Origin of the sequence: Amycolatopsis sp. NBC_00438, from assembly GCF_036026695.1 — a bacterium.
GTDB lineage: Bacteria > Actinomycetota > Actinomycetes > Mycobacteriales > Pseudonocardiaceae > Amycolatopsis.
Window position 1 is genome coordinate 472,837 of the sequence record NZ_CP107923.1, and the last position, 25,749, is coordinate 498,585.

Genomic DNA, 25,749 nt, shown 5'->3' on the forward strand with positions numbered 1-25,749 from the left:
TCAGCGGCGCCTCAGGGTCGGGTCGAGCAGGGCGGGCGGGGTGTCGAACTTCTCGTCGGCGGCCAGGTCGACGCCCGGCGCGACGATCGTGTCGATCTCGTCGAGCACGTCGGCGGGCAGCACGGTGCCGGCCGCGGCGAGCTGGGAGCGCAGGTGCTCGAGCGTGCGCGGGCCGATGATCGCGCTGGTCACGGCGCGGTGCGCGGTGACGAACCCGAGCGCGAGCTGGATCAGCGTCAGCCCGGCCGCGTCGGCGACCTTCACCAGCCGCTCGACGGCGTCGAGCCGGGCCTGGTTGGCGGGCCGGGCGAGGTCGAAGCGCTGCGGCTGGACCTGCGACCGGCTGGTGGTGATCTCGCGGCCGGCGCGGACCGCGCCCGAGAGCCAGCCCGACGCGAGCGGGCTCCACGCCAGCACGCCGAGGCCGTACTCCTCGGTCACCGGCAGCACGTGGGTCTCGATGCCGCGCTGCAGGATCGAATAGCTGGGCTGCTCGGTGACGTACCGGCTCAGGTGGTGCTCGCGGGCGGCCCACTGGGCCTGCACGATCCGGTAGGCGGGGAAGGTCGACGAGCCGAAGTAGCGGATCTTGCCCGCGCGCTGCAGGTCGGTCAGCGCGGAAAGCGTTTCCTCGTCGCTGGTGGCCGGGTCCCAGCGGTGCATCTGGTAGAGGTCGACGTGGTCGACGCCGAGCCGGCGCAGGCTGTGGTCCAGCTCGGCGACCAGCCAGCGCCGGGAGCTGCCCCGGTGGTTGCGCTCCTGGCCGATCGGCATGGTCGCCTTCGTGGCGAGCACGAGATCGTCGCGGCGGCCGGCGATGGCCTTGCCGACCATGACCTCCGACTCGCCGTCGCCGTACATGTCGGCCGTGTCGACGAGGTTGATCCCGCCCTCCAGGGCGGCGTCGACGATCGCGGTGGCCTCGTCCTGGGTGGTGCGCCCGATGGCGCCGAAGTTCATCGCGCCGAGTGCGAGGGCGCTGACCTGCACACCGGTGCGGCCCAACGTGCGGTACTGCATGAGACTGGTCCTCCATGGCATCATGGGCAAACGGAACGTTGCTCCGCTAACGATACGGAGCGTTGTTCCGTTTCGCAAGCGACGGGAGGAACGGCGTGGTGGACGAGGGTGCCCGGGGGCCGGCCCAGGAGCAGGCACGGCCGAAGCGGGCGGACGCGCGGCGCAACCAGGAGACGCTGCTCGACGCGGCCGCGGCGGTCTTCGTCGCCTCCGGCGTGGACGCGCCGGTGCGCGACATCGCGGCCGAGGCCGGTGTCGGGATGGGCACGATCTACCGCCACTTCCCGACCCGCGCGGACCTCATCATCGCCGTCTACCGGCACCAGGTCGAAGCCTGCGCCGAGGCCGGTCCGGCGCTGCTCGCCGCCAGCGAGAGCCCGCACGCGGCGCTGACGCGGTGGATCGACCTGTTCGTCGACTTCCTGGTCACCAAGCACGGGCTGGCGGGCGTGCTGCAGTCCGACCAGGCCGGCTTCGAGACGCTGCACGCGTACTTCCTCGACCGCCTGGTGCCGGTGTGCACCGAGCTGCTCGACGCCGCGGTCGCGGCCGGCGAGGTCCACGTCGACCTGGCGGCGCTGCAGCTCATGCGCGGCGTCGGGAACCTGTGCATCGGCGCGGACACCGACGCCGGCTACGACGCGCGCAGGCTGGCGGGGCTCCTCGTCGCGGGGCTGCGCGCGCCGCGGTGAGGCGTCACTCCGCGACGAACGCGCGCTGCTCCTCGGTGATGTCGGGTGATGTCGGTGATGTCGGTGAACAGGCGCTTGAACCGCGCGTAGTCCTCGCGGCCGACCCGTCGCGCATGGCGGTCCTGCAGGTCCGCCATGATCGCGTCCGCCGTGCGCAGCCGGGCCAGACCGCGCCCGGTGGGGCAGATCGGCTTCGCGCGGCGGTCGCTCGGGTCGGGCCGGCGTTCGACGCAGCCGAGGGTTTCCCGCTCGTCGATCAGCGTCCCGGCGATCTGCTTGTGCTGCCCGGACAGGCGGGCCGGCTCGGTCGCGCGCACGTCGCCGGGTCCGGTTAGGCGAGCACGGCGCCGTGGCGGTGGTTCAGCTCGCCGAACCCGCGCGCACCAGGGGGCCGGCCCAAGCGCCGGTCACGTTCGTACCGCTCCGGTCGGCGCCTGGTCCATCCACAGTGGACTGACGGGGTGGGAACGGTGGGCCTCTGCTCGTCGCCACCCGAACGGCCCGGCCGGTGGCCGGGGAACCGGTGTTGGCCGTCCGCCAAGCCGACGGCGGCGCGTTCACCCGCTGTCGTCCGGTGTCATCCGACCAGGGAACGCAATCGGCCGCCCGGGTTGTTCCTCCCGCCACGATTCCGGTCGCTCGGCAGGCGGGATAGGCCGATCAGGCCGCGGAACCGGGCGTCGTCCGTTTCCCGGAGTGAACGTTCTTGTGACCCGCGACAACGGGCCACTAGCGTTGGTCACCGGGCCGAGGGAAACGTCCGGCCCATTCTTTCCGGCGTGGGAAAATGAAGGAGCCGCCCGTGATTTCCACCGACCAGCCCGTGATCCGCAGCGCGTACCAGCAGTCGATCGCCGACTACTGGAACCGGGAAAAGGATCCGGTGAACCTCCGGCTGGGCGAGGTCGACGGGCTCTACCACCACCACTACGGCATCGGCGAATACGACCCCGCGGTGCTGGAGACACCCGAAAACGTCCGCGACGAGGCGATCATCGCGGAAATGCACCGGCTCGAAACCGCGCAGGCCGAAGTGCTCCTCGACCACCTCGGCGCGGTCGGGCCCGGTGACCGGCTGCTCGACGCCGGCTGCGGCCGCGGCGGCAGCAGCATCATGGCCAACCACCGCTTCGGCTGCCAGGTCGACGGCGTGTCCATTTCGGAGCAGCAGGTCGCGTTCGCCAACGAGCAGGCGAGCAAGCGCGGGGTCGCCGGCCAGGTGCGCTACCACCTGCGCAACATGCTCGACACCGGCTTCGAAACCGGTGCGTTCAAAGGCATCTGGAACAACGAAAGCACGATGTACGTCGACCTGCACCAGCTCTTCGCCGAGCACGCCCGTCAGCTGGCGCCGGGCGGCCGCTACGTCACCATCACCGGGTGCTACAACGACGTGACCGGCGGCCGGTCGCGTGCGGTGAGCCAGATCGACCAGCACTACATCTGCAACATCCACGCCCGCGGCGACTACTTCAAGGCGTTGTCCGCCAACGGTTTCGTCCCCATCAACGTCGTCGACCTCACCGCCGCCACCATCCCGTACTGGGAGCTGCGCGCGCAGTCGTCGGTGGCCACCGGGATCGAGGACTCGTTCCTGACGGCCTACCGCGAAGGCAGCTTCCACTACCTGCTCATCGCCGCCGACCGGATCTGAGCGAGGGACTCCGATGACCGCTCCCGAGTGTCCGTTGTGGATCCCGGCCGACGCGCTCGCCTTCTCCGCGGGCCCGTCGGGGATCGGGACGTCCGCGGCCCGGCTCTCGGCGGCACTCGCGCACGACCCGGCGTACGTCGAGCGGGAGTGGGGTGCCGGGACGGCCTCGCCACTGTACGTCCCGGTGGTCGAACGCGTCGACGAGCCGCTGGCCGAGGAGGTCGACCGGCGGCTCGTCGCGTGGGCGGTGGAGTGCGGGTTCACCGGGGAGGGGCTGGAGCAGATCGCCAAGGCCGGCTTCGGGCGGCTGGCGATGCTGGCCCACCCCGACAGCGCCGACCCGGACCTGCTGCTGATCGCCGCGCAGCACAATGCCGTCTGGTGGGCCGCGGACGACTACTACGCCGACGACAGCGCGCTCGGCGCGTCCCCGACCGAGCTCCCGCCGCGGCTGGCGCTGGTGATGGCGGCGATGGACCCGGTCGCCCCGGCGGGCGAGTTCACCGACGCGCTCGACGAGGCGCTGCGGGCCGACCCGATCCTGGTCGGGCTGAACTCCGCGGTCGGGCACCTGGGCCGCCACGGCACGCCGACGCAGGTGCAGCGCGTCTGTTACGCGACGTTCTCGATGTTCGTCAGCTGGGACGCGTACGCGGCGTGGCGTTACACCGAGGCCTACCCGCCGGCGTGGGAGTACCTCGCGGCGCGCCAGCACGACAGTTTCTACACGTCGATGACGCTCTGCGACCCGGTCGGCGGCTACGAGCTGCCTGCCGCGCTGTACTACGACCCGCGGGTGCGGCGGGCGATGATGCGCGCCGGCACGGCCTGCGTCCTGGTCAACGACCTGTACTCGGTGGCGAAGGACGCCGCCGACGAAAACCCGGTGTGCAACATGGTCCTGCAGGTCGCGGCCGACCGGGACTGTTCACTCGAGGAGGCCACCGAGGTCACCGTGGCGCTGCACAACAAGCTCGTGCGCGAGTTCGAAGAGGGGCACCGGGAACTGCTCGCGGTGCCCTCACCCGAACTGCACCGGTTCCTGAGGGGGGTGCGGGCCTGGATGGGCGGCGGCTACGAGTGGCACGCCACCAACCCGCGGTACCGCACCTGAGGGCACCCGAGACTGCCGGGACCTGTTCGGGGGCAGGTCCCGGCGGCCGGCCGGGGCCCGTCAGGCCAGGCGTTCGTGCCAGGAGGTGAACGCCGCGACGAGGTCTTCGGGGGCGCCGGCCTCCCGCAGGCGCCGCGTTTCCTCCTCGACGTACTGGAGGTAGAGCGGCCGCAGGTGGGCGCGCAGCTCCGGCTCGGCCTCGGCGGGGTTCAGCGGCCGCCCTTCGCGGATCTGCCGCGCCAGCCGGACCAGGGACGCCTCCGAGGCGTCGGGACGGCCGAGGTACCACGAGATGGCTTCGTCGTTGGTCGCCGCGCGGCCGGTGCCCGTCGTGCCCGTGTAACCGAAGCGGAGCGGGAAGAACACGGCCTTCGTGAACCACACGGGGTCGGCCAGCAGCCGCTTCGGCCGGTGGAACTCCGCGGTCACCTCGTCGGTCGCCAGGACGCCGACGGCGAACCGCGCGCTCTCCAGCAGGAGTTCCCCGCGGTCCGGCCGGGCCACCTTCGCGGTGATCTCTTCGCCGAACAGGAGCGTCGCGTGCTCGGCCAGCTCGAGCCGGTCGATCGCCGGGAAGCGCCCGTCCTGCTCGCCTCGGCTCAGGGCCGGCAGCGACCCCCAGAACACGGACAGCTTGCGGTGCAACGGACTCCGCTCCCGGAGCGACTCGCCCAGGGCCTCGAACGTGGCCGGGTCGTCGTCCTGGCGGTCGGCGAGGACGACGGCGAGGTCGATGTCGCTGACGGCCGGGGAGTAGCCGCCGTAGGAGAGACTGCCCAGGAGGTAGGCGGCGACGAGGCGCTCGCCGAAGGCTTCCCGGTACGTCTGCGCGGCTTCGACGGCGACGGCGCGGGCCGCCGTGGCCGGTTCGGTCGTGGTCATGCCGCAACGGTATCGCGCCGGGCGCACTCGGCGATGCGGTTCGAGACGACGCCGATGACCTGCCAGGCCCGGTCCAGCACCTTCACGAGCGCGTCGACGGTCCAGTCGCTGCGCTGCCGCAACACTTCGTAGCCCATTTCGAGGTGTTCGACGTCGGCTTCGTCGTGCAGCTCGAAGTACTCGTCCTCGGGGAACGCCCGGGTGCCCGCCTGGCTGAAGACGAGGCTGCCGGCTTCGAGGGCGAGGTGCGCGAGGACGGCGCGCTGGACGCCGGGCAGCACCGCGAACTGGTCGACGAACCACGACGCGCCGGCCTCGATCACCGGGTCCCAGACCAGTTCCCGGTCGTCCGCGCGGCTGCGGGCCAGGATCTTGTCGTGGCCGATCTCCTCCTCCTGGTGCTCCAGGGCGAGCGCCCGCAGCTGCGGGTCGGACTCGAAGGTGACGCGCGCGCTGATCATCCGCTGGAAGGCGTTCGACCACGGCTGCAGGTAGGTGAGCACGGCCTTCTTGGTCTTCTCCGGCGTGCTTTCGTCGGTCAGCAGCCGGATCAGGTCCGACGACTCGTACTCGCGTTGCCGCTCTTCGTTGTAGCGGGCGATGCGCTCGACGTCCTGCTGGGTCATGGTCGGCTCCTTCCGTCGGTGCTGCGGATGATCATCTTTCCGGGGACGCTACGCAAGATCAACAGTCGCGAGCGTCTGGTCGAAAACCGGGAACCGGAAGTACGTGGTGACGTCGCCGCGCCGGCCCGCGGCGCGGTGGCTGACCAGTTCGAGCAGGCCCCGGCTCGCCGCCAGCGGCCCGGGCGCCAGGGCGGCGGCGAGCGCGCGGAACCGGCCGGGGTCGACGCCTTCGCCGCGCAGCAGCTCGGCCGTGCGGTCGACGGCTTCGGCGTCGCCGCCGGTGAGCGAGGGGAGGCGGAGGTAGGTCGTGGACTCGGCGGCGCGGTCCAGCCCGGACCGGAACGCCAGGCAGCTCAGCGCGGCGTCCCCGGCGCTTTCCCGGCCCCCGGTCAACGTCCGGTAGGCGGAGAGAGCGCTTTCGGCGTCGTGCCGCCGGGCCGCGGCCGCGACGCGGTTCACCTCGGCGAGGTCGGCGTCGTGGTTGCGGTAGTAGATCTTCACGCGCGCGTCGGCGCCGTCGGCGACGTCCACGGCGAAGAACTCGATCTCCCGCTCACCGCCGGGTATCTCCACCCGGCGGCGCGCGTCGTCCCACGCGGCGGTCAGGCCCAGCCGGTCCATGGCTTCGCCCACCGCCGCGTAGCGGTGTGACAGCGGCCACTCGTAGAGGCCGAAGTAGGACTTGTGGACGATCCGCGCCGGCGGCCGCCAGGCGACCGAGTGCCACAACGGCGCCGTCGACGGCCGGCCGGCGCGGGTCGTGAAGAGCTCGTGGATCCGTCCCCAGTACCGCGTTTCCCCGGTGTCCACAGGGGAATCCGCGTCGTCCTCGCCGAGGGTGTCGAACAGCACCCGCAGCTCCGGGTGGTCCCCGGACCAGTTGACCGACAGCTCGGCCGGGAACCCGTCGCCGGCCACGTAGGACGGTCGGGCGGGCTTCGGGCCGATCACGTCGCCGCTCCACGAAGGGAGCAATCCGCGCAGCATCCGGGTGGTCCGCACGGCCTGGTCGACCGGGACCTCGAGCGCGTCGCACGCCGTCGCCCAGAGACCACCCAGGAAATCTCCGAACAGCCGGCCCCGTGCGGGATAGTTTTCCCTTATATATTCGGGAAACCACGGCAATCGACTGGTCACGACCGGATGCTATCAGCCGGGTGCATTCCCAACTAAAAAGCTCTACCCGGGTGGTCCAACCAATTGCGCCATGTGGGTTTGCCGATGTTCCCCCTGGCCACGCAGGGGAACCGGACTGTTCCGACCGGACAGGATTAAGACATCAGACCGTCGCCGGTATCACGGTCATCGCGTGTTTGACCAGGCGGATCAGGGCCAGTTTGCTGGAATCGCGGTCGCGTGCGTCACACATGACGATGGGCACTCGGTCGGGAATGACCAACGCTTCCCGGATTTCGTCCGGCGTATACCGCGGCGCGTTGTCGAAACAGTTCACCGCGACGACGAACGGGATCTTCCGGCGTTCGAAGAAGTCGATGGCGGCGAAACTGGTCTCCAGCCGCCGGGTGTCGATCAGCACGATGGTGCCGATCGCGCCGCGGGCCAGGTCGTCCCACATGAACCAGAAGCGGGCCTGCCCGGGCGTGCCGAACAGGTACAGCACGTGCCGCGGCGAGATGGTGATCCGGCCGAAGTCGAGCGCGACCGTCGTCGTGTTCTTGCGCTCCACGCCGGACAGGTCGTCGATGCCGGCGCTGGCCTCGGTCAGCACCTCTTCGGTCGTCAGTGGCGGGATCTCGCTCACCGAGCCGACCATCGTGGTCTTCCCCGCGCCGAACCCGCCGGCGATGATGATCTTGACCGGGGTCGGGACCAGGTCCGCGCCGGAGCCGTCAGTACTTGATGAGACCATCGAGAACCGCCTGGAGAGTTTCGAGGTCCGGCGCCATGGCCGGATTGTGGGTGGGGGACCGCGTGATGACGAGGCCGCGTTCGATCAGGTCGCCGCACAGCACCCGGACGACCCCCAGCGGGATCTTCACGTAGACCGCGATCTCGGCGACGGACACCGGGTTGCGGCAGAGCTGCACGATCGCCAGGTGCTCCGGGCCCAGCCCCACCGGCTCCTGCTCCGACCGCAGGGTCATCACCTGGGTGGAGAGGTCGAGCCGCGCGCTCTCGCCCGGCGTCCGGCCGCTGGTGATCGTGTAGGGCCGCACGAGCGGCCCCGCGGCCTCGTCGTACCAGCCGTCGTCCGCGCTCATGTGGCCTCCCGTAGTACGCGTGCCGCGTCGCGCGGCGCGGACGCCAGGTAGTCCCCGACGCGCTTGACCAACCGGTTCATCTCGTAGGCGATCATCTCGACGTCGACGCTGTCCGCCGCCAGCACGGCCAGGCACGCGCCCAGGCCGGCCGCGGAGACGAACAGGTAGCCGCGCTCCATCTCGATCATGTTCTGCAGCACCGGCCCCCGGTTGAACTGCTTGCTCACGCCCTTGGCGAGGCTCTGCAGGCTCGAGGCGATGGCGGACAGCTGGTCCGAGTCGTCCTTGCTCATGCCGGCCGATTTGCCGATCAGCAACCCGTCGGCGGACAGCACGATGGCGTTCTGCGCGCCGACGACGCGGCTCACGACGTCGTCGAGCAGCCAGTTGAGATCGGGCTTCGCGTTCCCGTACTCGTTCATGCTCCAGAGACCTTGACTTTCCTGTGGTGACGACTTTCCTATGTGGACGTTCGGGGGTGACGCGGGTTACGAGTCTTCGGCGCCGTCGCGGCCTCGTCGGGTGCCCTTGTGGAAGGCCGCGAGCGTGCGCGCGGTGCCCTCGCCGGGAGCCACGTCGGGGGTGACGTCCTCCTCCGGCTCGTTCTCCAGCTGGGCGACGAGGTTCTGCTGCGGCTCCCGGCGCGGCAGCCGCGGCCGGTCGTCGCCCCGTTCCTGCGGCGGTTCCGCCGGGCGGGCGGCGAGCCGCTCCTCCAGGGCGGCCGGCGGGGCGGCGGGCGGCCGCGGGTCGAGCGGGGCCCGCACCGGGTACGGCCGCGGCTTGACGTCCCGCTTCATCGGGATCTGACCGGTGAACGAGCTGGGCATGTCCATCGAACGGAGCGCGCTTTCCTGAGCCTTTTCCGGAGCCCCTTCCGGGGCCTGCGGCGCGGGACCGCCCACCGGGGCGAGGATCGCGGTGTCCTCCGGTGCGACGAACTCGGCCTCGACCTGGCCCGGGAGCTGCTCACCGGCCAGGTGCTGGGTCGGGACGAGGACGGTGGCGCGGAGGCCGCCGTAGCGGGACGGGTCGAAGGTGACGGTCATCCCGAGCTTGGCCGCCAGCCGCGCGACCACGAACAGGCCGAGGCTGGAGTCGGCCCGCAGCGCCATCGCGTCGAACTCGGGCGCCTCGGCCATCATCTCGTTGGCCCACTGGCGGACGCCCTCCTTCATGCCCAGACCCTGGTCCGAAACGTCGACCACGACGCCGCGGGCGACCAGGCGGCTGGTCACCTCGACCGGGGAACCGGGCGGGGAGAACGTCGTCGCGTTGTCGACCAGCTCGGCGATCAGGTGGATCGTGTCGGCCACCGCGGTGCCGGTGATGGCGACGTCGGCGACCTGCTCGACCTGGACCCGCGCGTACTGCTCGGTTTCCGACACCGCCGCGCGCAGCACCTCCATCAGCGCCACCGGCTTGCGCCAGCGGCGGCCCGGCTGCTTGCCGCCGAGGATGATCAGGTTCTCGGTGGTCCGGCGGGCGCGCGCGGCGAGGTGGTCGAGCTGGAACAGCGACGCCAGCTGGGTCGAGTTCTCCTCGCGGGCCTCCATCTCGTCCAGGATCTGCAGCTGCTGGTGCACCAGGACCTGGTTGCGGTGGGCGATGCCGAGGAACACGTTGTGCACGCCGCTGCGGGCCTTCGCCTCGCTCGCCGCCGCGTTGACGGCGGTCAGCTGGGCGACGTTGAAGGCCTCGGCCACCTGCCCGATCTCGTCCCGGCCGTGGTCGAGCTGGGGGAGCTCTTCGTTCAGGTCGACGGATTCGCCGTTCTTGAGCCGGTCCACGATGTTCGGCAGCCGGTTGCGGGCGAGGTCGAGGGAGTCGTTGCGCAGCCGCGCGAGCCGCGTCATCAGCGCGCGGTCGACGAGCGAGCGGGACACCCGGATCGCGACGATGATCGCGGCGAGCGAGGCGAGCAGGGCCACCACACTGCCGACGATCGCGTTGCGCAGCTGGGCGTCACCGGAGTCGATCGCCGCCGCGGAAACCTTGTCGGCCTGGTCGATGGCCATGTCGTTGAGGACTTGGGCGACCTGGCTCGTCGCGCTCTGCCAGTCGGCCCCGCCGACGGGCGGGCCGTCCCGGTCGCCGGCGGACCACGGGCCGTGCTTGACGATCGCGTCCTCGGCGCCGGCCAGCTGCTTCCAGGCCCCGCCGGTGGTCAGCGTCTGGTACTTGGCGCGCACAGCCGGGTCGAGGAACGGCGCGATCTGCGCCAGCTGCGTCTTGTAGTACCCGGACAGCTGGGTGAACTGGACGAAGTCGTCGGGGGCGAACGTCCCGGACGCGAGCGCCGTCGAGACCAGCGACGTCTCCCGCGACATCATGTCACCGGCGCGGAAGACCGACGTCGCGGTGATGCCGCCGTACGCGGCCGCGGCGTCCGGCACCACGCGGGACTGGGTGTCGAACAGGTTCGACGCCGTGTCCAGCACCCCGTTGTAGTAGGTGTTGACCTGGCTGCGGTCGATGCTGCGGAAGCCGATCTGCGAGCGCAGCACCGGCAGCTGGTCGAACTGGTTCTTGAGCGCGTTGACCTTGGTCGCGATCTCGTCGGGCGCGCTGGAGATCGTCGCGGCGAAGGCGTTCTGCAGGGCGCCGAGCTTCTCGTCGGTCGCTTTCTGCTGCGTCTGCAGCCGGGTCTGCCCCAGGCCCGGGTCGTCGAGGTACTGGAGGGCGACCTGGCGCTCCTGCTGGAACGCGGCCAGCGCGGTGGCGGCGGGGATCGACACTTCGCGCACCGAAGCCGCGACCAGGCGGACGTAAAGGCCGTTCACGAAGAAGTACGAAGACAGCGCGGTCCAGAGCACCAGGAGCGTCACACTCGGAATGAGGACGGTCCTGGTGAGCCTTTTGCGGATCGACTTGTCGTACGGCTTGTCGGACTCGTCTTTGTCGGCTTTGCTCTTCACGGGGGTTCACGAACTCCTGAGTGACGGTCGGCGATAGGTGGGGACCCGGTCGAGGAAGCAGACACGACGAAGGGACATTGTGGCCGCCGTCACTCGTCTTCGCCTCACCCTCCGTGTTGCCGCGGTATCGATCAGGATCCGTTTTTTACCACGAACCACTGACGCGCCGCGGAGCTGACCCGGCCTGCGGACCCTTGTCCGGCGTCGCGCGAACACCGTTTACCGTCCGCGGCGGGGCCGTTACCGCCATTTGCGCGGGTACCGGCGCCGGGCGCCAATTCGCACTACCGTGTATTGGGCCGAACGGGTGAAACTGAATTCGTCCGGGCTGTCTTCCCGGTAGCGGGAAGAACGGGCAGGGGCACTGCCCCGGTGTGCGCTACCGCCGTTCGGGTTCTTCGACGATTTCACCGGGATCGGCGTCCGCGCCGGCGGTGAGCCCGCGGGCGAAGGTGCGAACTCGATCACGCAGCGCGTCCGGCGTCTCGATCACGAAGGGGCGGTCCAGGGCCGCGAGCACCGACGGGACCCAGTCCAGCCGCTCGGCCCGCAGCCGGACCCGCACCCAGTCCGGCGCGCCCGGGATCGCCGCCACGGTGGCGATCCCGGCCGGCAGCCGCGGCCGGACCTGCTCGGCCGACGCGCGCACCCGCACCGAAACCTCGTGCCGGCGCGGCACTTCCGTGAGACCGGAGAGGACGTGCTCGCCGGGGTCGAAGCCGTCGGGCACGGCGAACGACCCGGCGCCGGGCGTGGCCGCGGCGATCCGGTCCAGCCGGAAGGTGCGCACTTCGCCGCTGGCCGAGTCCTCGCCGGTGACGTACCAGCGGCCGGCGTGGGCGACGATCCCGTACGGGTGCACGGTGCGCTCGCTGCGCCGCCCGTCCCACGCGGTGTAGGCGACGGCGACGGGCCGGCGGTCCCGCGCGGCTTCGGCGAGCGTCAGCAGCACGGCCGTCTCGGGACCGACCGCGGGCCGCGCGGGTGAGGTGAAGTCGAGGGTCCCGAGGAGCGCGTCCAGCTTCCGCCCGAGCGCCTCGGGGAGCACGCGGCGCACTTTGGCGGTGGCGCTCTCCGTCGCGACGGCGGACGTCGTGACCAGCCCGGCCCGCTGCCCGGCGACCAGGCCGAGGAGCACGGCGAGCGCCTCCTCGTCGGTGAGCATCAGCGGCGGCATCCGGAACCCGGGCGCGAGCCGGTAGCCGCCGTAGCGGCCGCGGACGGAACGGACCGGGACGTCCAGGTCGATCAGGTGCGCGGCGTACCGGCGGACGGTGCGCTCGTCCACCCCCAGCCGCCCGGCGAGGTCGGCGACGGTGCGGGTCCCGCCGCCCTGAAGGATCTCCAGCAGAGCGAGCACCCGGGCGGTCGGTCGCGTCACGTCCGGAAGTCTGCCACGGATACCGGGCGGAACCGGCCCGGTATCGGCTGCCTCACCCGGTCCGGGTGCCGCGCTCTTCTTCGCGGACCGGGAGCGGCCGGCGCTCACGGCTCCGGTTTCGCGTGCGGGTGGGCAGCGGCGGGTTCTCGTGCTTCGGCGGTCGGCGCGCCGGATGTCACGGCACTTGCGCGGCGGACGGTCGCCGCCGGCTCAGCCGTCGCGGTCCGCTTCCCCTTGGTCGGCCCGGCGGACCGGCAGTGGCCGGCGTGGCTCGCGGACCCCGGCGGGATCGCCGCCGCCGGTGATCCGGACCGTGACGGTGCCCCAGCGCGCCGGCCGCACCCCGGCCGCGGCAGTTGCGCGACGACCCGGCCGTTCAGGAGGGGATGGGGGCGGTCGGGATCGGGGCCCTGCACGAAAAGTCCGGCGTCATGCCCGGAAAGCCGGGCGTCGAGAGCTTGCCTGCCCCGGAAGTTCGGCACGATGACCGGTTCGTCCGACTGTGCTCACCCGAGCTCCGAAATCCCGGACGGCACCGCCGTTGACGAGTGACCTTTCGGGCCGTTCGGGCCGCTTGACCTGGCCGGATCCGCCGTCAGATTGACATTCAGACTGCTCTTGTCAATCGAACTATACATACTCTATGGTTTTGTAAACCAGCCAACGGAGGAGGGTGTGATGAGCGAAGTGACCGGGACCGTGCCCGCCGGTTCGACCGAGCTGTGGCGCGATCGCAAGCGGTACCTGTGGCTGATCGGGCTGGTGGTGCCGTCGCTCGCGTTCCTCGCCATCGGGCTGCACGCCGCCACCGGCTGGGGGGTCTGGTTCTGGATCGGGCCGATCGTGATCCTCGTCGTCGTGCCGCTCATCGACCTGGCCGCCGGGCTCGATCGCAGCAACCCGCCCGACGACGTGCTCGAACGGCTCGAGAAGGACCGCTACTACCGCTGGATCACCTTCGCCTTCCTGCCCATCCAGTACGTCGGCTTCGTGGCCGCGTTCTGGCTCGTCGCCCGCGGTGACCTGTCCATTGTGGACAAGATCGGCCTGGCGATCTCGATCGGCTGCATCGGCGGGATCGGCATCAACACCGCGCACGAACTGGGCCACAAGAAGGAGAGCCACGAGCGCTGGCTGTCGAAGATCGCGCTGGCGCAGAGCTTCTACGGCCACTTCTACATCGAGCACAACCGCGGCCACCACGTCCGGGTCGCGACGCCGGAGGACCCGGCCAGCAGCCGCGTCGGCGAAAGCTTCTACCGTTTCTGGCCGCGCACCGTCTTCGGCTCGCTGAAATCCGCGTGGCGGCTGGAGCGCAAGCGCTACGCCCGGCGGGACAAGCACCCGTTCCGGATCGGCAACGACGTCCTCAACGCCTGGCTGATGTCGGCCGTCCTGTGGGCCGCGATGATCGTGTGGCTCGGCATCGGCATCCTGCCCTACCTGATCATCCAGGCCGTGATCGGCTTCTCGCTGCTCGAAGTCGTCAACTACATGGAGCACTACGGCATGCTGCGCCAGCGGGTCGGCGCGCCCGGCCGCCGCCGGTACGAGCGCGTGGATCCCAGCCACAGCTGGAACTCCAACAACATCGCCACCAACGTCCTGCTCTACCACCTGCAGCGCCACAGCGACCACCACGCCAACCCGACCCGGCGCTACCAGACCCTGCGCGACTTCGCCGAGTCGCCGGTGCTGCCCACCGGGTACGCCGGGATGATCGTGCTGGCGCTGGTCCCGCCGGTGTGGCGCCGCGTGATGGACCCGCGCGTGCTCGGCCACTTCGACGGCGACCTCTCCCGCGCCAACCTCCAACCGTCCAAACGGGACAGGATCCTCGCGCGGTACGGCACCCGCGTCACGGCGGAGCACCCGCTCCAGGACACCCGCGGCGACGCCACCGAAGGCGGCATGTGCCCGGGCTGCGGGTACGTCTACGACGAGCAGCTCGGCGACCCGCGCGAAGGCTTCCCGGCGGGCACGCCCTGGTCGGCGATCCCGGACTCCTGGTGCTGCCCCGACTGCGGCGTGCGCGAGAAGGTCGACTTCGTCGCGCCGGGGCGGGTGGGCGCGTGATGCGGATCGAAGCGGACCGCGGCAAGTGCGACGGCCTCGGCATGTGCGAGGCGATGGCGCCCGACTTCTTCGAGGTGGGGGACGACGGCACCGTCGTCGTCCTCGACGAGCGGCCCGGCGAGGACCACCGCCAGGACGTCGCCGCCGCCGTCGACGCCTGTCCCGTGCTGGCCCTGAAACTGACATGACGTTCGTCGTCGCCGGCGCGTCGCTGGCCGGGCTGCGCGCGGTCGAGTCCGCGCGCCGCACCGGTTACCGCGGCCGGATCGTGCTGATCGGCGCCGAGGACCGCCTGCCCTACGACCGGCCGCCGCTGTCCAAGGCGTTCCTCGACGTCGACGGCCCGGGCGAGGTCGCGCCGTTCCACCCCGAAGCGGTGCTGCGGGACGAACTCGGCGTCGAGCTGATGCTGGGCGCTGCGGCCGAAAGCCTCGACACGGCGGCCCGCGAGGTGACGGCCGGCGGCACCGCGATCCGGTACGACGCCCTGGTCATCGCCACCGGCGCGGCCGCCCGCCGGCTCCCGGGAGCCCGCACGCTGCGGACCGCCGAAGACGCCGTCGCGGTGCGCACGGCGCTGGACCACGGCGCGCGGACCGTCGTGATCGGCGCCGGGTTCATCGGCTCCGAAGTCGCGTCGGCGGCCCGGAAGCGCGGCCTGCCGGTGACGATCGTGGAAGCCCAAGCGGTCCCGCTCGCCCGCGCGGTCGGCGAGGAAGCCGGTGCGGCGCTGGCCGAGCTGCACCTCGCGGCGGGCACCGACCTGCGGCTCGCCACCGAAGTCACCGAAGTCACCGAAGTCACCGAAGTCACCGGAGTCGGCGACGGCGTCCGGCTGGCCACCGGCGAAGTCCTGCCCGCGGACCTCGTCGTCGCGGGCATCGGCGCCGTCCCGGCCACCGGCTGGCTCGAGGGCAGTGGCCTCGCGCTGCACGAGCGTGACCGCGGCGTGGTGTGCGACGCGACGCTCGCCGCCGGAGCGCCCGGCGTCTACGCGGCCGGCGACGTCGCGCACGTGCCGAACCCGCTCTTCGACGGCGAGCCGATGCGTCTGGAGCACTGGACGAACGCGGCCGAGCAGGGCGCGGCCGCCGCCCGCCACGCGCTCGACCCGGCGTCGGCGCGCGCCCTGGAACCCGTGCCGTACTTCTGGTCCGACTGGTACGGCCACCGCATCCAGTTCGTCGGGACGCCGCGCGCGGACGAGGTCGTCGTCCGCGGGGCCACGACGCTCTACCGGCGCGGTGACCGGCTCGCCGGCGCGCTGACGGTCGACCGGCCCCGCGAGATCATGAAGTACCGCAGGCGGATCGCCGCGCGGGCGCCGTGGTCCGAGGCGCTGGCCTTCGCGGGCGCGGCCTAGAATGACGATCATGAGCGGGGCACTGGCGCCGCCCGAGGGTGGTCAGCATCGGCGGCCGATCATCATCGCGGCGATCGAGCTGACGGCGCGGTCGGGCTGGTCGGCGGTCACGATGGCGCGGCTGGCCGAACTGGTCGGCGTCAGCCGCCAGACCGTCTACAACGAGATCGGCTCCAAGCCGGCGCTGGCCGAGGCCATGGTGGCGCACGAGCTCGACCGGTTCCTCTCGGTCGTCTCGGCGGCGTTCGAGCGGCACCCGGACGACCTCGTCGAGGCGATGTACGACGCCGTCCGCGCGGTCCTCGAGCTGGCCGACGACAACATCCTGCTGCGCGCGATCGCCTCGGCGACCCACGGCACGGACACCGAGCTGCTGCCCCTGCTGACCACCCGGGCGAGCCTGCTGCTGACCGGCGCGAAGACCATGCTGGTCGACCGGGTGCTGTCCTACCGCCCGGAGCTGACGTCCGAGCAGGTCACGGTAGTGATCGACGTGGTCGTGCGCACGGTCCTGAGCCACGTGATGCAGCCGTCGGACACCCCGGCCCGCACCGCGGACGCCCTGGCCTGGGTGGCCGCGCGGGTCCTCGGCGTCGAGGCGGCGAACCCGCCCCTGCGCCACGCCTGAATGCCGTGAGGGGCACCCTCAGGGACAGATAAGCCCTGAGGGTGCCCCTCACGGCATCCGACGTCAGGGCCGGGGGATGTTGCGCAAATTGCTCCGCGCCAGCTCCAGCATCCGGCCGACGCCGCCGTGCAGCACCGTCCGGGTCGAGGCCAGCGCGAAGCCCCGGACCTGCTCACCCGTGATGTGCGGCGGCAGCGAAAGCGCGTTCGGGTCGGTCCGGACGTCCACCAGGAACGGGCCCGGCGACGCCAGTGCCCGCTCCAGCGCCGGGCGGACCTGGGCCGGGTCGTCGACCGCCACGGACTGCAGGCCGCACGCCGCCGCGATCGCCGCGTAGTCCGCAGGGCCGTGGTCGGTCTCGTAGAACGGGTAGCCGGCGACCATCATCTCCAGCCGGATCATGCCGAGCGAGCCGTTGTTGAACACCACGACCTTCAGCGGCAGGTTCTGCTCGCGGACCGTCAGCAGCTCGCCCAGCAGCATCGACAGCCCGCCGTCGCCGGAGAGCGAAACCACCTGCCGGCCCGGCGCCGCCGTCTGGGCGCCGATCGCCATCGGCAGCGCGTTGGCCATCGAGCCGTGCCGGAACGAGCCGAGCACCCGCCGGCCCGGCCCCGGTGTCAGGTAGCGGGCGGCCCACACGTTGCACATCCCGGTGTCCACCGTGAAGATCGTGTCGGCGCCGGCCAGCTCGTCCAGCTGCGCCGCGACGTACTCCGGGTGGATCGGCCGCAGCTTCGTGATGTCCTTGGTGTAGGCCGAAACGACGTTCTCGAGCGCCTTCGCGTGCCGCCGCAGCATCTTGTCCAGGAACGTCCGGTCGGTCCGCCGTTCCAGCAGCGGCAGCACCGCGCGCAGCGTCGCCCCGACGTCGCCGGTGACCCCCAGCTCCAGGGGCGTGCGCCGGCCCAGCCGCGCGGCGTCGCGGTCGATCTGCACCGTGCGGCGGCCCGGCAGGAAGCTGTCGTACGGGAAGTCCGTGCCCAGCAGCAGAAGCAGGTCCGCTTCCTGCGTCGCCTCGTAACAGGCGCCGTAGCCGAGCAGGCCGCTCATGCCGACGTCGTACGGGTTGTCGTACTGGATCCACTCCTTGCCGCCGAGCGAGTGGCCCATCGGCGCGTTGACCGTGGCGGCGAGCTCCAGCACCTCCGCCCGCGCGTCGCGGACCCCGGCGCCGGCGAACAGCGCGACGCTCTCCGCCCGGTTGATCAGCTCGGCCAGCTCGCGGACGTCTTCGGCGGCCGGCTCCTCGACGGGCGTGCGGTAGGCGAGCGGGCTCGTCCCGGTTTCGTGCGCGACCGGCCGGGCGCCGACGTCACCGGGGACGACCAGCACGGATACGCCGTGCTTGCCGACCGCGGTCTGCATGGCGATCCGCAGCAGCCGCGGCATCTGCGCGGCGCCGTTGACCATCTCGGTGAAGTGGCTGCAGTCGGCGAACACCCGCTCCGGGTGCGTCTCCTGGAAGTAGCCGGTGCCGATCTGGTCCGACGGGATGTGCGACGCGAGCGCCAGCACCGGCGCGCCGCTGCGGTGGGCGTCGTAGAGGCCCTGGATCAGGTGCGTGTTGCCGGGCCCGCAGCTGCCGGCGCAGACCGCCAGCCTGCCCGTGACCTGGGCTTCGGCCGAGGCCGCGAAGGCCGCGCCCTCCTCGTTGTGGGTGTGCACCCAGTCGAAGTCCGGGTGCCGGCGGACGGCGTCCGCGATCGGGTTGAGACTGTCGCCTACGAGGCCGTAGATCCGCCGCACGCCCGCCGCGTGCAGCACTTCGATGAGCTGTTCCGCCACGGTCGTGGCCATCAGGTGTCCCTTCGCGCGGCGGTCCGTCCTTGATCGACAGTATTACCGCAGCCCGTGGTTGTCCGCCCAGGCGGCGATCGCGGCGGCGATCTCCTTCGGCCGGTCCTCCTGGGCGTGGTGCCCGGCTTCGCCGCCCGCGACGACGTCCAGTGCCGCGACGTTCTCCCTGCACCACCGCGTCATCGCGTCCCCGATGAGCAGGGTCGGCGAGCCCTCGAACGTCAGCAGCAGCTTGGGGACGTCGTCGCTGGAAGCCAGCCACCCGTCGTAGGCCTCGATGCGCGTGACGAGCCCGGCCGGGTCGCCGCCGAGGGGGAGCTGGCGGGCCCACGCGAGGACCGGGCGGCGGCTCTCCGGCGTCGGAAACGGCGCCAGGTAGGGCTCGAGATCGGCGACCGGCGTGCGCACCCCGCCGGTGAAGGCCTGCCGCACGAACAGGTTCCGGTCCAGCACCATCTCCTCGCCGACGCCGGGGGTGCGGATCTTCCGCGACCGCTCGGCCGCCTGCGGCGACAGGTCCTCCCAGGCCATCGGCTTGACGATCGTCTCGAAGAACGCCAGCCCCCGGACGCGGCCCGGGTGCCGCGCGGCGAAGTCGAACGCGAGCGCGCCGCCCCAGTCGTGCCCGACGAGGACGACGTCGGCCAGGCCGAGCGCGTCGAACCAGGCGTCGAGGTAGCGGGCGTGGTCGGCGAAGGCGTACGGGACGTCGGGCTTGCCCGAGCGGCCCATGCCGATCAGGTCGGGGGCCAGCAGCCGTCCGGCGCCGACGTCCGGCAGGACGTTGCGCCAGCCGTACGACGAGCCGGGGTTGCCGTGCAGGAACACGATCGGGGCGCCGCTACCGGATTCTTCGTGGTGGATGACCGAATCGAGGACGGGGGTTTCGGGCATGGCCGGTCCTTCAGGAGGGATCGAGGGGGGTGTCGAGCAGGAGGGTGAGCTCGCGGACCAGCGCGTCGGTGCGGGCGCCGTCGCGGCCGCCGAGGGGGGCCAGGAGCCGGTCGAGCAGGGTGCTCACCGTGGTGATCGCCGGCCGGACGATCTCGCGGCCGTGGCCGGTGAGGGTCAGCCGGACGGTCCGGGTGTCGGCGGCGTCGCGGGTGCGGGCGATGAGCCCGTCGGCGTCGAGGGCGCGGGCCAGCTTGGAGACGTAGAGCGCCTCGAGCCCGGTCTGGTCGGCCAGTTCCCGCTGGCTCGGCTGCCGGCCGGTGCCCTCCAGGCCGTAGAGCGACGCCATCAGCACGTACTGGGCGTGGGTCAGCCCCAGCGGCGCCAGGGCGCGGTCGACGGCCACGCGCCACTTCATGGACAGCCGCCAGACGAGGTAACCCGGCGTCGCGCCGTTCGATGTGCCGCTCACGGTCGATACAGTACATGGCTACTAAATACATGGCTACTATTTTGGGCGGCGTGAAACCCGGGCGGACGCGGGCGAGGTCAGGCGAGTTCGCGGATCCGGGCCATCGCGCGCCGGACCTCGGCGAAACCGGTGGTCAGCGGGCTCAGACCGATCCGGATGCCGTCCGGGCGGCGGAAGTCGATGATGACGCCGTGGTCGATGAGCACCGCGGAGAGCCGTTCGGCGTCCGGGTGCCGGAGGGTGACGTGGCCGCCGCGCCGGTCGTCGTCCCGCGGCGAGGCGATCGTGAACCCGAGCGGGACCAGCCACGCGTCGGCGAGGTCCAGGACCCACCGGCCCAGTTCGACGGCCTTGGCGCGCACGCGCGTGATCCCGGCCTCGGCCAGCAGTGCGACACCTTCCCGGACGCCGACCAGGCCGAGCACCGGCGGGGTGCCGGACAGCGCGCGGCGGATCCCGGGCGCCGGCTCGTAGCGCGCCGCCATGCCGAAGGTGTCGGCCGCGCCCATCCAGCCGGTGATCGGCTGGCCGAACGCGCTGTGGTGCCGGGCGGCGACGTAGAGGAACGCGGGCGCGCCGGGGCCGGCGTTGAGGAACTTGTACGTGCAGCCGACCGCGAAGTCGACGCCGGCCGCGTCCAGCTCCACCGGGATCGAGCCGACGCTGTGGCAGAGGTCCCAGACGACGAGCGCGCCGTACTCGTGCGCCAGCCGGGTGATCCCGGCCAGGTCGGCGATCGCCGCGGACCGGTAGTCCACATGGGACAGCACGACCGCCGCGGTGCGCTCGCCGACGACGGCCGCGACCTGCTCGGCGCCGAAGCCGTCCCACGGGTCGGCGTCGATCCACCGCACGGTCAGGCCCAGTTCGGCGGCGACGCTCTCGACGAGGAACCGGTCGGTGGGGAAGTTCGCGGTGTCCGTGACGAGCTCGTCGCGCCCCGGCCGCAGCGCGACGGCGGCCCGGATCGTCTTGTACAGGCAGACGGACGTCGAATCGGCGACGATCGCCTGCCCGGGCGCGGCCCCGAGCGCGACCCGGCCCAGCTCGTCACCGAGCTGCCCGGGCAGCGTGAGCCAGCGTTCGTCCCACGACCGGATCAGCCGCGAACCCCACTCCTGGGTGACGACTTCCTGGAGCCGTTCCGCCGTGGCGAGCAGAGGCCGGCCGAGGGAGTTCCCGTCGAGGTAGGCGACGACGCCGGGATCCGCGATCGGCACGAACCGGCCCCGGAACGCGGCCAGCTCGTCGGCGGCGTCGAGCGCCTCGGCGCGGGCGAGGGAGGTGTCGGCGGCGGTCAGTTCGCCGGCCCCTTGCCGTTTTCTCGGCCGCTTTCCTTGACCCGTTCGGCTTCCTTGCGCACCTCGGCCTGGGTGGCGCGCTCGCGCTCCAGCCAGGCCGGGCTTTCCGTCTTCAGCGCGTCGATCTGCTCGGTGGTGAGCGCGTCGGTGACACCGCCGCGCGCGAGGCCGCCGATGGACACGCCCAGCTTCGCCGCGACGACCTGGCGCGGGTGCGGGCCGGTGCGGCGCAGCTCGCGCAGCCACTCCGGCGGGTCGATCTGCAGCGCGTTCAGCTCGTCGCGCGAGACGACGCCCTCCTGGAACTCCGGGGGCGTGGCTTCGAGGTACACACCCAGTTTCTTCGCCGCTGTCGCGGGCTTCATCGTCTGGGTGGTCTTGTGCGACGTCATGCCGTCCAGGGTAGCCAGCGCCCGACCGGTAACCTGACCCGGTGACCGGCCCGGACGTTCCCGCCTCCTTCCGGCTCGCGTACGTCCCGGGAGCGACACCCGCCAAGTGGGTGCGGACCTGGGCCGAGCGGGTCCCCGAAGTGCCGCTGCTGCTCGTTCCCGTGGCCGCCGCGGACGCCACCGCCCTCGTGCGCGAGCGCGGCGCCGACGCGGCCCTGCTGCGCTCGCCGCTCGACCGCGAGGGCCTGCACGCGATCCCGCTCTACACCGAGACGACGGTCGTCCTCGTGCCGAAGGACCACCTGGTCGCCGCGGCCGACGAAGTGTCCACAGCGGACTTGGCGGACGAGGTCGTGCTGCACCCCCTCGATGACACGATCGAGTGGGATTCGCTCCCGGGTCGCCCGGCCGTGGACCGCCCGGCGACGACGGCGGACGCGATCGAGCTCGTCGCGGCGGGCATCGGCGTGCTGGTCCTCCCGCAGTCGCTCGCGCGCCTGCACCACCGCCGTGACCTCACCTACCGGCCGGTGGCGGACGCCCCGCAGTCGGGCGTGGCGCTGTCGTGGCTCGAAGACGAGACCAGCGACCTGATGGAGCAGTTCATCGGCATCGTCCGCGGCCGCACGGTCAACAGCACACGCGGCCGGGCGCCCGCACCGGCTCCCGCCGAGCGGAAGCCGCCGGCCCGCAAGCCCGCCGGGGGCAAGGCCGGCAAGCCGGGAGCCGGCCGACGCGGCGGTGGAGTGGCGAAGCGCGGGAAGCCGCGCCGCCGCTCCTGAGCGCTCAGCCCGTTTCGCAGACGCAGTTGCCGTTGGCGCGGTCCGGCAGGTCCGGGTCGTCGAACCAGTGGCCGTCTTCGCCGAGGTAGCGGAACTGGAGCACGGTGCCCGGCACCACCTCGACCGACGTCGACCGGCGGCCGTTGGACCGCGGCATCAGGTGGTGGCGGCCGGGCGTCCAGTCGTTGAACGAACCGACGACACTCACCCGCCCCGGCGGGGCGCCGATCGGCAGGCTGAACGTGACGCGCTTCGAACCGGCGCGGCTCTTGCTGATCTTGATCACTCGGCGGTGGCCCTTTCACGGGACGGTCAGGAGGGCGTGCTCGACGCTGAGCGCGCCCATGATCGCACACCTGTGACGATTCGGTCACGAAGAGTGCTCAAAAGGGGGACGACGCCGCTCAACGGTGCGCCACCGACCGGGTGGACCTGGCCCGATCCATGATCATCTTGCTGTCTTTCGGGGGTTCCGGTGCAAAACTGGCTGCCGTGACCATCACCGTTGATCGTCTCGTCAAGGACCCGTGTGCCTGGCTCAGCGCCGCGACTCGCGAGCTCGCCGACGCGCCACCGGCCGACACGCGAGCGGTGCTCCTGACGGTGTGGGACGGGCTGGCCGCGGCGCGGCTGGCCGGCCTGCACGCCGCCACGGCTTCGCCCGGCTGGCAGGTGCGGCAGCGCTGCGCCGAAGCGGTCGAGTTCGACCTCGCCGTCCAGCTGGCCCGGGACTGCACCGTCGCCACCGGCCTCAACGTGCCGGCCCGGCTGCCCGGAGCCGCGGTCGCCTGGACGATCGACCGGGCCGACGCCGCGGTCGCCACGATCATCCGCTTCTGCCGCACGGCGGAACGCGTCCTGCGCCGGGCCGGCGAGCTGAGGCCGGTGTGGGAGGACAGCCTGCTCGGCCCGGTCGCGCTGACCCGCTGGCTCGGCGACTGCTGGGCGGGCCGCCACACGTGCTGCCCGCTGACGCTCCCGGCGCCCCCACCGCCGTGGTGGCGCTGAAGGATCCGGGCGTGTCCGTCAGGGGAAGGCGGGACCGGCGAGAGGAGCATCGGGTGACCAGATCCGCGGCCCGCCGGTGAAACTCCCCGACGCCACCCGTTCGTGCCTGCGCGAGCTGCTGCTGGCCGAACTGGCCGACGCCGGGACCCGAGCCCGTAAGGCGGGCTGCCCGCCCGGCACGCTGGCCGAAGCCCTCGACGTCCGCCTGACCTCGCTGACCTCGCTGACCTTGAAGACCTCGGACCCCCGCCCCGCACCAGACCTGGCCAGTGGTCCGTGAAGGCCTCCTTGAGGGACTCTACGTCCGTGAAGGAGGCCTTCACGGACTTGCGGGGCAGGGTGGAGGTGGCGGTGGGGTCAGCGGGCGAGGACGGTCAGGGCAGTGGTGACGATCCGGTCGAGGCGGGCGTCGTCGGCGAGGGCGGCGCTCAGCCAGTCGTCGCGGGTGGAACCGTTGCGCGGCAACCGGTCGAGCACCGCCGGGTCGGCCGCGCCGAACAGCACGCGCACGACCGCCGTGACCGCGACCGCCGGGTCCTGGCCGCGGGCCAGCCGGGCCTCGATGGCCCGCAGCGCCTGCTCGGCGAGACCCGAAAGCCGGGCGTCGTCGACCTCGTGCGGCCGCACCAGCTCCAGCGCCGCGAGCTCGGCCGAGCTGTCGGCCGGCATCGGCGCGACCGGCGCGCGCTTGTGGCCGAGCGGGCGCTCGACGTGCTCGGCGTACCAGTTCGGCCGGGTTCGCATGGCCGCCAGCACTTTCCGCACCTCGCGGTCGAGCGTGTCCCGCGTGTCGCGGCCGGCCGGCTCGCCGGTGACCTCGGCGCGGTGCGCGGCCCAGCCGGCCAGCGGCCACAGCTCGCCGCCCGCGGTCGTCGGCACCCCGACCCAGAGCAGGATCCGCACGGCCAGCTCGCCCAGCCACGGGTCGCCGCCGAGGGCGTCGCCCAGCCAGGCCGGGAGCCGAGGTCGTTGCAGCGCCCCGATTTCGCCGCGCCGCCGCCGGTGCGCGTCGACGGTCGCCGGGTTGAGCCGGGTGGCCAGCCAGCCCTCCAGGTTCTCGATCGGCCCGGTCGCGCGCCGCAACGCGTGCTCCACCACGGCTTCGACGTCGTCGTGGAAGCCGTCGAGGCAGTCGGGCCGCATCCATTCCAGCCCGCGGAGGCAGTCCGGGTGCCGGCGTCGCAGCTCCAGCGGCTTGGTGAGCCGCGCGAACACCAGCGGCCAGGTCACGGCGTAGACGGCTCCGCGCAGCCGGGCGAGGTCGCGGGGCGGCGCGGCCGAAGCCGAACCGGCCAGCCGCCCGGCGCGCGCCAGTTCACGGACCCCGGCGACGTCGACCGGGCGGATCGGGTGCGTGGTGCCGGGCAAGCGGTCCTCCAGCTGCCTCGTGGCGAATACGCCGACAGGGCACATGGTCGGCCGGGCGGGGGAGAGGAAAAGGCCGGTGCCAGGCCGAGTTCCGGGCCGACTGGCCAGCGACTGGCCACCCGGTGAATCACCTGATCGGTGCAGCGAATACGTCCGATCGCGCGGAAGTCCGCGTGCCACAATCGGTTTCCGATGGCACACGACGGCGGGTTGAGCCGCGAACTGACCACGCTGCGGCGGGGCTGGGGCCTGGAGACCGAGGGCCTGCTCAGCCGGGTGGGCCCGCTGATCTCCGGCTGGTGCGAGCTGCACCGCGCGAAGAACGACCGGGAGGCGCGGCGCGTCCTGCGGGCCGCCATCGAGTCCGCGATCGAGGAGTTCCCCCGGGACGACCGCCTGGCGGTCACCATCGCGCTGTGCATCGAACCGGGCGCGCAGTACGCGCTGCTCAGCGACCGGGTCGCGGTCCTGATGGAGCGGCTGCAGGTCGCCGAGCGCACCGCCCGGCGGCGGATCGACCGGGGCTGCGCCCGGCTGGCCGCCGAGATCGAGGCGAGGACACATCCCGACCGGGGTGAGCCGGACCCGGACAAGGGCTGGTTCGTCAAGCGGCTCAACGCCGTCGTGCGGCTCGACACCCTGGTGCCGACACTGATCGAGGACCGCCTGATCGTCGCGACCCGCGACGGCCTGAACCGGATTTCGGCCCAGCTCACGGTGCCCCGCGTCGAAGACGGCACCGACGCCGAGCGCGACGTGGCCGCCGACGCCCGGTACGGCGTCCGCATGGGCGAGCCGATCCGCCAGGGGCAACGGCACTTCCGCTGGCCGCTGGACCTGCCCCGGCCCCTGAAGGCCGGCGAAGACCACACCTATTCGCTGGAGTACCAGGTCCGCGACGGCCGCCCGATCCGCCCGTCGTACGCGTTCGTCCCGCTGGTGACGTGCGAGTCCTTCACGGTCCGCGTCCGCTTCGACCCGCACCACCCGCCCCGCGCGGTGTGGCGGCTGGACAAGGTGCCGAACTCGGTCCTGTCCGACCCGCCGCAGCCGGGCGAGCCGTTGCCCCTCGACGGCACGTTCGAGGTGGTGCAGGACTTCGCCGCGCCCCAGCTGGGGTACGCGTACGGCGTCCAGTGGCTGCCGGAGGCGTAACGGGCCG

At 72.1% G+C, this 25,749-nt stretch carries 28 protein-coding genes; 11 read left to right on the forward strand and 17 right to left on the reverse strand.

What is annotated here, in order from left to right; all coding sequences use genetic code 11:
• A complete protein-coding gene (locus tag OG494_RS02220) occupies positions 1 to 1,020 on the reverse strand; it encodes an aldo/keto reductase (RefSeq protein WP_328451421.1) in 1,020 nt (339 codons plus the stop codon).
• 98 nt (positions 1,021 to 1,118) lie between these two features.
• Between OG494_RS02220 and OG494_RS02225 the strand changes: the two genes are divergently transcribed.
• The gene (locus OG494_RS02225) at positions 1,119 to 1,712 is read left to right on the forward strand and encodes a TetR/AcrR family transcriptional regulator (protein ID WP_328451423.1); all 594 of its coding nucleotides are present in this window, start codon (positions 1,119 to 1,121) and stop codon (positions 1,710 to 1,712) included.
• Here OG494_RS02225 and OG494_RS02230 read toward each other — a convergent pair.
• A complete protein-coding gene (locus OG494_RS02230) occupies positions 1,655 to 2,029 on the reverse strand; it encodes a hypothetical protein (protein ID WP_328451425.1) in 375 nt (124 codons plus the stop codon). The two genes, OG494_RS02225 and OG494_RS02230, sit on opposite strands and share 58 nt — an antisense overlap.
• Positions 2,030 to 2,514: 485 nt before the next feature.
• Here OG494_RS02230 and OG494_RS02235 point away from each other — a divergent pair, with 485 nt between their 5' ends.
• Entirely contained in the window at positions 2,515 to 3,366 is an 852-nt protein-coding gene (locus tag OG494_RS02235; protein ID WP_442874376.1) for a geranyl diphosphate 2-C-methyltransferase, read from the forward strand.
• A 13-nt stretch (positions 3,367 to 3,379) separates the two neighbouring features.
• Positions 3,380 to 4,480, forward strand: a complete 1,101-nt coding sequence (locus tag OG494_RS02240) for a family 2 encapsulin nanocompartment cargo protein terpene cyclase (protein WP_328451429.1) — start codon at positions 3,380 to 3,382, stop codon at positions 4,478 to 4,480.
• Positions 4,481 to 4,540: 60 nt separating this feature from the next.
• Here OG494_RS02240 and OG494_RS02245 read toward each other — a convergent pair whose 3' ends face one another.
• The 8 genes from OG494_RS02245 to OG494_RS02280 all read right to left on the reverse strand — a co-directional run bounded on the left by OG494_RS02245 (position 4,541) and on the right by OG494_RS02280 (position 12,506).
• Entirely contained in the window at positions 4,541 to 5,362 is an 822-nt protein-coding gene (locus OG494_RS02245; protein ID WP_328451431.1) for a nucleotidyltransferase domain-containing protein, read from the reverse strand.
• Positions 5,359 to 5,988, reverse strand: coding sequence for a hypothetical protein (locus OG494_RS02250; RefSeq protein WP_328451433.1), 630 nt, complete (start codon positions 5,986 to 5,988; stop codon positions 5,359 to 5,361). The genes OG494_RS02245 and OG494_RS02250 overlap by 4 nt, the downstream gene beginning before the upstream one ends.
• Before the next feature lie 48 nt (positions 5,989 to 6,036).
• Entirely contained in the window at positions 6,037 to 6,975 is a 939-nt protein-coding gene (locus OG494_RS02255) for a hypothetical protein (RefSeq protein ID WP_328451435.1), read from the reverse strand.
• Positions 6,976 to 7,267: 292 nt separating this feature from the next.
• A complete protein-coding gene (locus OG494_RS02260; protein WP_328451437.1) occupies positions 7,268 to 7,858 on the reverse strand; it encodes a GTP-binding protein in 591 nt (196 codons plus the stop codon).
• Entirely contained in the window at positions 7,839 to 8,210 is a 372-nt protein-coding gene (locus tag OG494_RS02265) for a DUF742 domain-containing protein (protein WP_328451439.1), read from the reverse strand. The genes OG494_RS02260 and OG494_RS02265 overlap by 20 nt, the downstream gene beginning before the upstream one ends.
• Positions 8,207 to 8,632, reverse strand: coding sequence for a roadblock/LC7 domain-containing protein (locus OG494_RS02270; protein WP_247054845.1), 426 nt, complete (start codon positions 8,630 to 8,632; stop codon positions 8,207 to 8,209). The genes OG494_RS02265 and OG494_RS02270 overlap by 4 nt, the downstream gene beginning before the upstream one ends.
• Positions 8,633 to 8,698: 66 nt before the next feature.
• Complete coding sequence (locus OG494_RS02275) at positions 8,699 to 11,125, reverse strand: sensor histidine kinase (protein WP_328451441.1); 2,427 nt, start codon at positions 11,123 to 11,125, stop codon at positions 8,699 to 8,701.
• Positions 11,126 to 11,504: 379 nt separating this feature from the next.
• Positions 11,505 to 12,506: a helix-turn-helix transcriptional regulator gene (locus tag OG494_RS02280; protein ID WP_328451443.1), complete on the reverse strand. Its 1,002-nt coding sequence runs from the start codon at positions 12,504 to 12,506 to the stop codon at positions 11,505 to 11,507.
• 678 nt (positions 12,507 to 13,184) lie between these two features.
• Here OG494_RS02280 and OG494_RS02285 point away from each other — a divergent pair.
• Genes OG494_RS02285 through OG494_RS02300 form a run of 4 tightly spaced genes read left to right on the forward strand, consistent with a single transcriptional unit; the run spans position 13,185 to position 16,573 of the window.
• On the forward strand, positions 13,185 to 14,582 hold the full coding sequence (locus tag OG494_RS02285) for a fatty acid desaturase (protein ID WP_328451445.1): 1,398 nt from the start codon (positions 13,185 to 13,187) through the stop codon (positions 14,580 to 14,582).
• Positions 14,582 to 14,770: a ferredoxin gene (locus OG494_RS02290; RefSeq protein WP_328451447.1), complete on the forward strand. Its 189-nt coding sequence runs from the start codon at positions 14,582 to 14,584 to the stop codon at positions 14,768 to 14,770. The genes OG494_RS02285 and OG494_RS02290 overlap by 1 nt, the downstream gene beginning before the upstream one ends.
• Positions 14,767 to 15,945: an NAD(P)/FAD-dependent oxidoreductase gene (locus OG494_RS02295; protein WP_328451449.1), complete on the forward strand. Its 1,179-nt coding sequence runs from the start codon at positions 14,767 to 14,769 to the stop codon at positions 15,943 to 15,945. Before OG494_RS02290 ends, OG494_RS02295 begins: the two co-directional genes overlap by 4 nt.
• Position 15,946: 1 nt before the next feature.
• Positions 15,947 to 16,573, forward strand: a complete 627-nt coding sequence (locus OG494_RS02300; protein ID WP_328451451.1) for a TetR/AcrR family transcriptional regulator — start codon at positions 15,947 to 15,949, stop codon at positions 16,571 to 16,573.
• Between the two features lie 63 nt (positions 16,574 to 16,636).
• Here OG494_RS02300 and OG494_RS02305 read toward each other — a convergent pair whose 3' ends face one another.
• The 5 genes from OG494_RS02305 to OG494_RS02325 all read right to left on the reverse strand — a co-directional run bounded on the left by OG494_RS02305 (position 16,637) and on the right by OG494_RS02325 (position 21,429).
• Entirely contained in the window at positions 16,637 to 18,373 is a 1,737-nt protein-coding gene (locus tag OG494_RS02305) for a pyruvate dehydrogenase (protein ID WP_328451453.1), read from the reverse strand.
• A 42-nt stretch (positions 18,374 to 18,415) separates the two neighbouring features.
• Positions 18,416 to 19,267: a haloalkane dehalogenase gene (locus tag OG494_RS02310; protein WP_328451455.1), complete on the reverse strand. Its 852-nt coding sequence runs from the start codon at positions 19,265 to 19,267 to the stop codon at positions 18,416 to 18,418.
• A 10-nt stretch (positions 19,268 to 19,277) separates the two neighbouring features.
• Positions 19,278 to 19,736 carry a MarR family winged helix-turn-helix transcriptional regulator gene (locus OG494_RS02315; RefSeq protein ID WP_328451457.1) on the reverse strand — a complete coding sequence of 153 codons (459 nt, stop codon included), beginning with the start codon at positions 19,734 to 19,736 and terminating at the stop codon, positions 19,278 to 19,280.
• Between the two features lie 77 nt (positions 19,737 to 19,813).
• Positions 19,814 to 21,037 (reverse strand): kynureninase, encoded by a 1,224-nt coding sequence (locus tag OG494_RS02320; protein WP_442874458.1) that lies wholly within the window; start codon positions 21,035 to 21,037, stop codon positions 19,814 to 19,816.
• Positions 21,034 to 21,429 (reverse strand): DUF5997 family protein, encoded by a 396-nt coding sequence (locus OG494_RS02325; protein ID WP_328451461.1) that lies wholly within the window; start codon positions 21,427 to 21,429, stop codon positions 21,034 to 21,036. Before OG494_RS02325 ends, OG494_RS02320 begins: the two co-directional genes overlap by 4 nt.
• Positions 21,430 to 21,470: 41 nt before the next feature.
• On the opposite strand from OG494_RS02325, the gene OG494_RS02330 reads away from it, so the two are divergent.
• Positions 21,471 to 22,211 (forward strand): LysR family substrate-binding domain-containing protein, encoded by a 741-nt coding sequence (locus tag OG494_RS02330; RefSeq protein ID WP_328451463.1) that lies wholly within the window; start codon positions 21,471 to 21,473, stop codon positions 22,209 to 22,211.
• Between the two features lie 4 nt (positions 22,212 to 22,215).
• Here the strand turns inward: OG494_RS02330 and OG494_RS02335 are convergent, their stop codons facing one another.
• On the reverse strand, positions 22,216 to 22,497 hold the full coding sequence (locus tag OG494_RS02335; protein WP_328451465.1) for an isoamylase: 282 nt from the start codon (positions 22,495 to 22,497) through the stop codon (positions 22,216 to 22,218).
• Between the two features lie 206 nt (positions 22,498 to 22,703).
• On the opposite strand from OG494_RS02335, the gene OG494_RS02340 reads away from it, so the two are divergent.
• A complete protein-coding gene (locus tag OG494_RS02340) occupies positions 22,704 to 23,219 on the forward strand; it encodes a hypothetical protein (RefSeq protein ID WP_328451467.1) in 516 nt (171 codons plus the stop codon).
• Positions 23,220 to 23,295: 76 nt separating this feature from the next.
• Positions 23,296 to 23,499 carry a hypothetical protein gene (locus OG494_RS02345; protein ID WP_328451469.1) on the forward strand — a complete coding sequence of 68 codons (204 nt, stop codon included), beginning with the start codon at positions 23,296 to 23,298 and terminating at the stop codon, positions 23,497 to 23,499.
• A 77-nt stretch (positions 23,500 to 23,576) separates the two neighbouring features.
• On the opposite strand, the gene OG494_RS02350 is transcribed toward OG494_RS02345, so the two are convergent.
• Positions 23,577 to 24,587: a hypothetical protein gene (locus tag OG494_RS02350; protein ID WP_328451471.1), complete on the reverse strand. Its 1,011-nt coding sequence runs from the start codon at positions 24,585 to 24,587 to the stop codon at positions 23,577 to 23,579.
• Positions 24,588 to 24,779: 192 nt separating this feature from the next.
• Between OG494_RS02350 and OG494_RS02355 the strand changes: the two genes are divergently transcribed.
• Positions 24,780 to 25,742 carry a hypothetical protein gene (locus OG494_RS02355; protein WP_328451473.1) on the forward strand — a complete coding sequence of 321 codons (963 nt, stop codon included), beginning with the start codon at positions 24,780 to 24,782 and terminating at the stop codon, positions 25,740 to 25,742.
• The last annotated feature ends 7 nt before the right edge of the window (positions 25,743 to 25,749 follow it).

What these genes read in the sequence shown, in the direction of transcription:
- OG494_RS02260 (WP_328451437.1), bottom strand. Translation starts at nt 7,858, where the DNA reads ATGGTCTCATCAAGTACTGACGGCTCCGGCGCGGACCTGGTCCCGACC.
- OG494_RS02250 (WP_328451433.1), bottom strand. Translation starts at nt 5,988, where the DNA reads ATGACCCAGCAGGACGTCGAGCGCATCGCCCGCTACAACGAAGAGCGG.
- OG494_RS02300 (WP_328451451.1), top strand. Translation starts at nt 15,947, where the DNA reads ATGACGATCATGAGCGGGGCACTGGCGCCGCCCGAGGGTGGTCAGCAT.
- OG494_RS02295 (WP_328451449.1), top strand. Translation starts at nt 14,767, where the DNA reads ATGACGTTCGTCGTCGCCGGCGCGTCGCTGGCCGGGCTGCGCGCGGTC.
- OG494_RS02265 (WP_328451439.1), bottom strand. Translation starts at nt 8,210, where the DNA reads ATGAGCGCGGACGACGGCTGGTACGACGAGGCCGCGGGGCCGCTCGTG.
- OG494_RS02325 (WP_328451461.1), bottom strand. Translation starts at nt 21,429, where the DNA reads ATGACGTCGCACAAGACCACCCAGACGATGAAGCCCGCGACAGCGGCG.
- OG494_RS02220 (WP_328451421.1), bottom strand. Translation starts at nt 1,020, where the DNA reads ATGCAGTACCGCACGTTGGGCCGCACCGGTGTGCAGGTCAGCGCCCTC.
- OG494_RS02270 (WP_247054845.1), bottom strand. Translation starts at nt 8,632, where the DNA reads ATGAACGAGTACGGGAACGCGAAGCCCGATCTCAACTGGCTGCTCGAC.
- OG494_RS02310 (WP_328451455.1), bottom strand. Translation starts at nt 19,267, where the DNA reads ATGCCCGAAACCCCCGTCCTCGATTCGGTCATCCACCACGAAGAATCC.
- OG494_RS02290 (WP_328451447.1), top strand. Translation starts at nt 14,582, where the DNA reads ATGCGGATCGAAGCGGACCGCGGCAAGTGCGACGGCCTCGGCATGTGC.
- OG494_RS02355 (WP_328451473.1), top strand. Translation starts at nt 24,780, where the DNA reads ATGGCACACGACGGCGGGTTGAGCCGCGAACTGACCACGCTGCGGCGG.
- OG494_RS02305 (WP_328451453.1), bottom strand. Translation starts at nt 18,373, where the DNA reads ATGGCCACGACCGTGGCGGAACAGCTCATCGAAGTGCTGCACGCGGCG.
- OG494_RS02285 (WP_328451445.1), top strand. Translation starts at nt 13,185, where the DNA reads ATGAGCGAAGTGACCGGGACCGTGCCCGCCGGTTCGACCGAGCTGTGG.
- OG494_RS02245 (WP_328451431.1), bottom strand. Translation starts at nt 5,362, where the DNA reads ATGACCACGACCGAACCGGCCACGGCGGCCCGCGCCGTCGCCGTCGAA.
- OG494_RS02255 (WP_328451435.1), bottom strand. Translation starts at nt 6,975, where the DNA reads ATGCTGCGCGGATTGCTCCCTTCGTGGAGCGGCGACGTGATCGGCCCG.
- OG494_RS02240 (WP_328451429.1), top strand. Translation starts at nt 3,380, where the DNA reads ATGACCGCTCCCGAGTGTCCGTTGTGGATCCCGGCCGACGCGCTCGCC.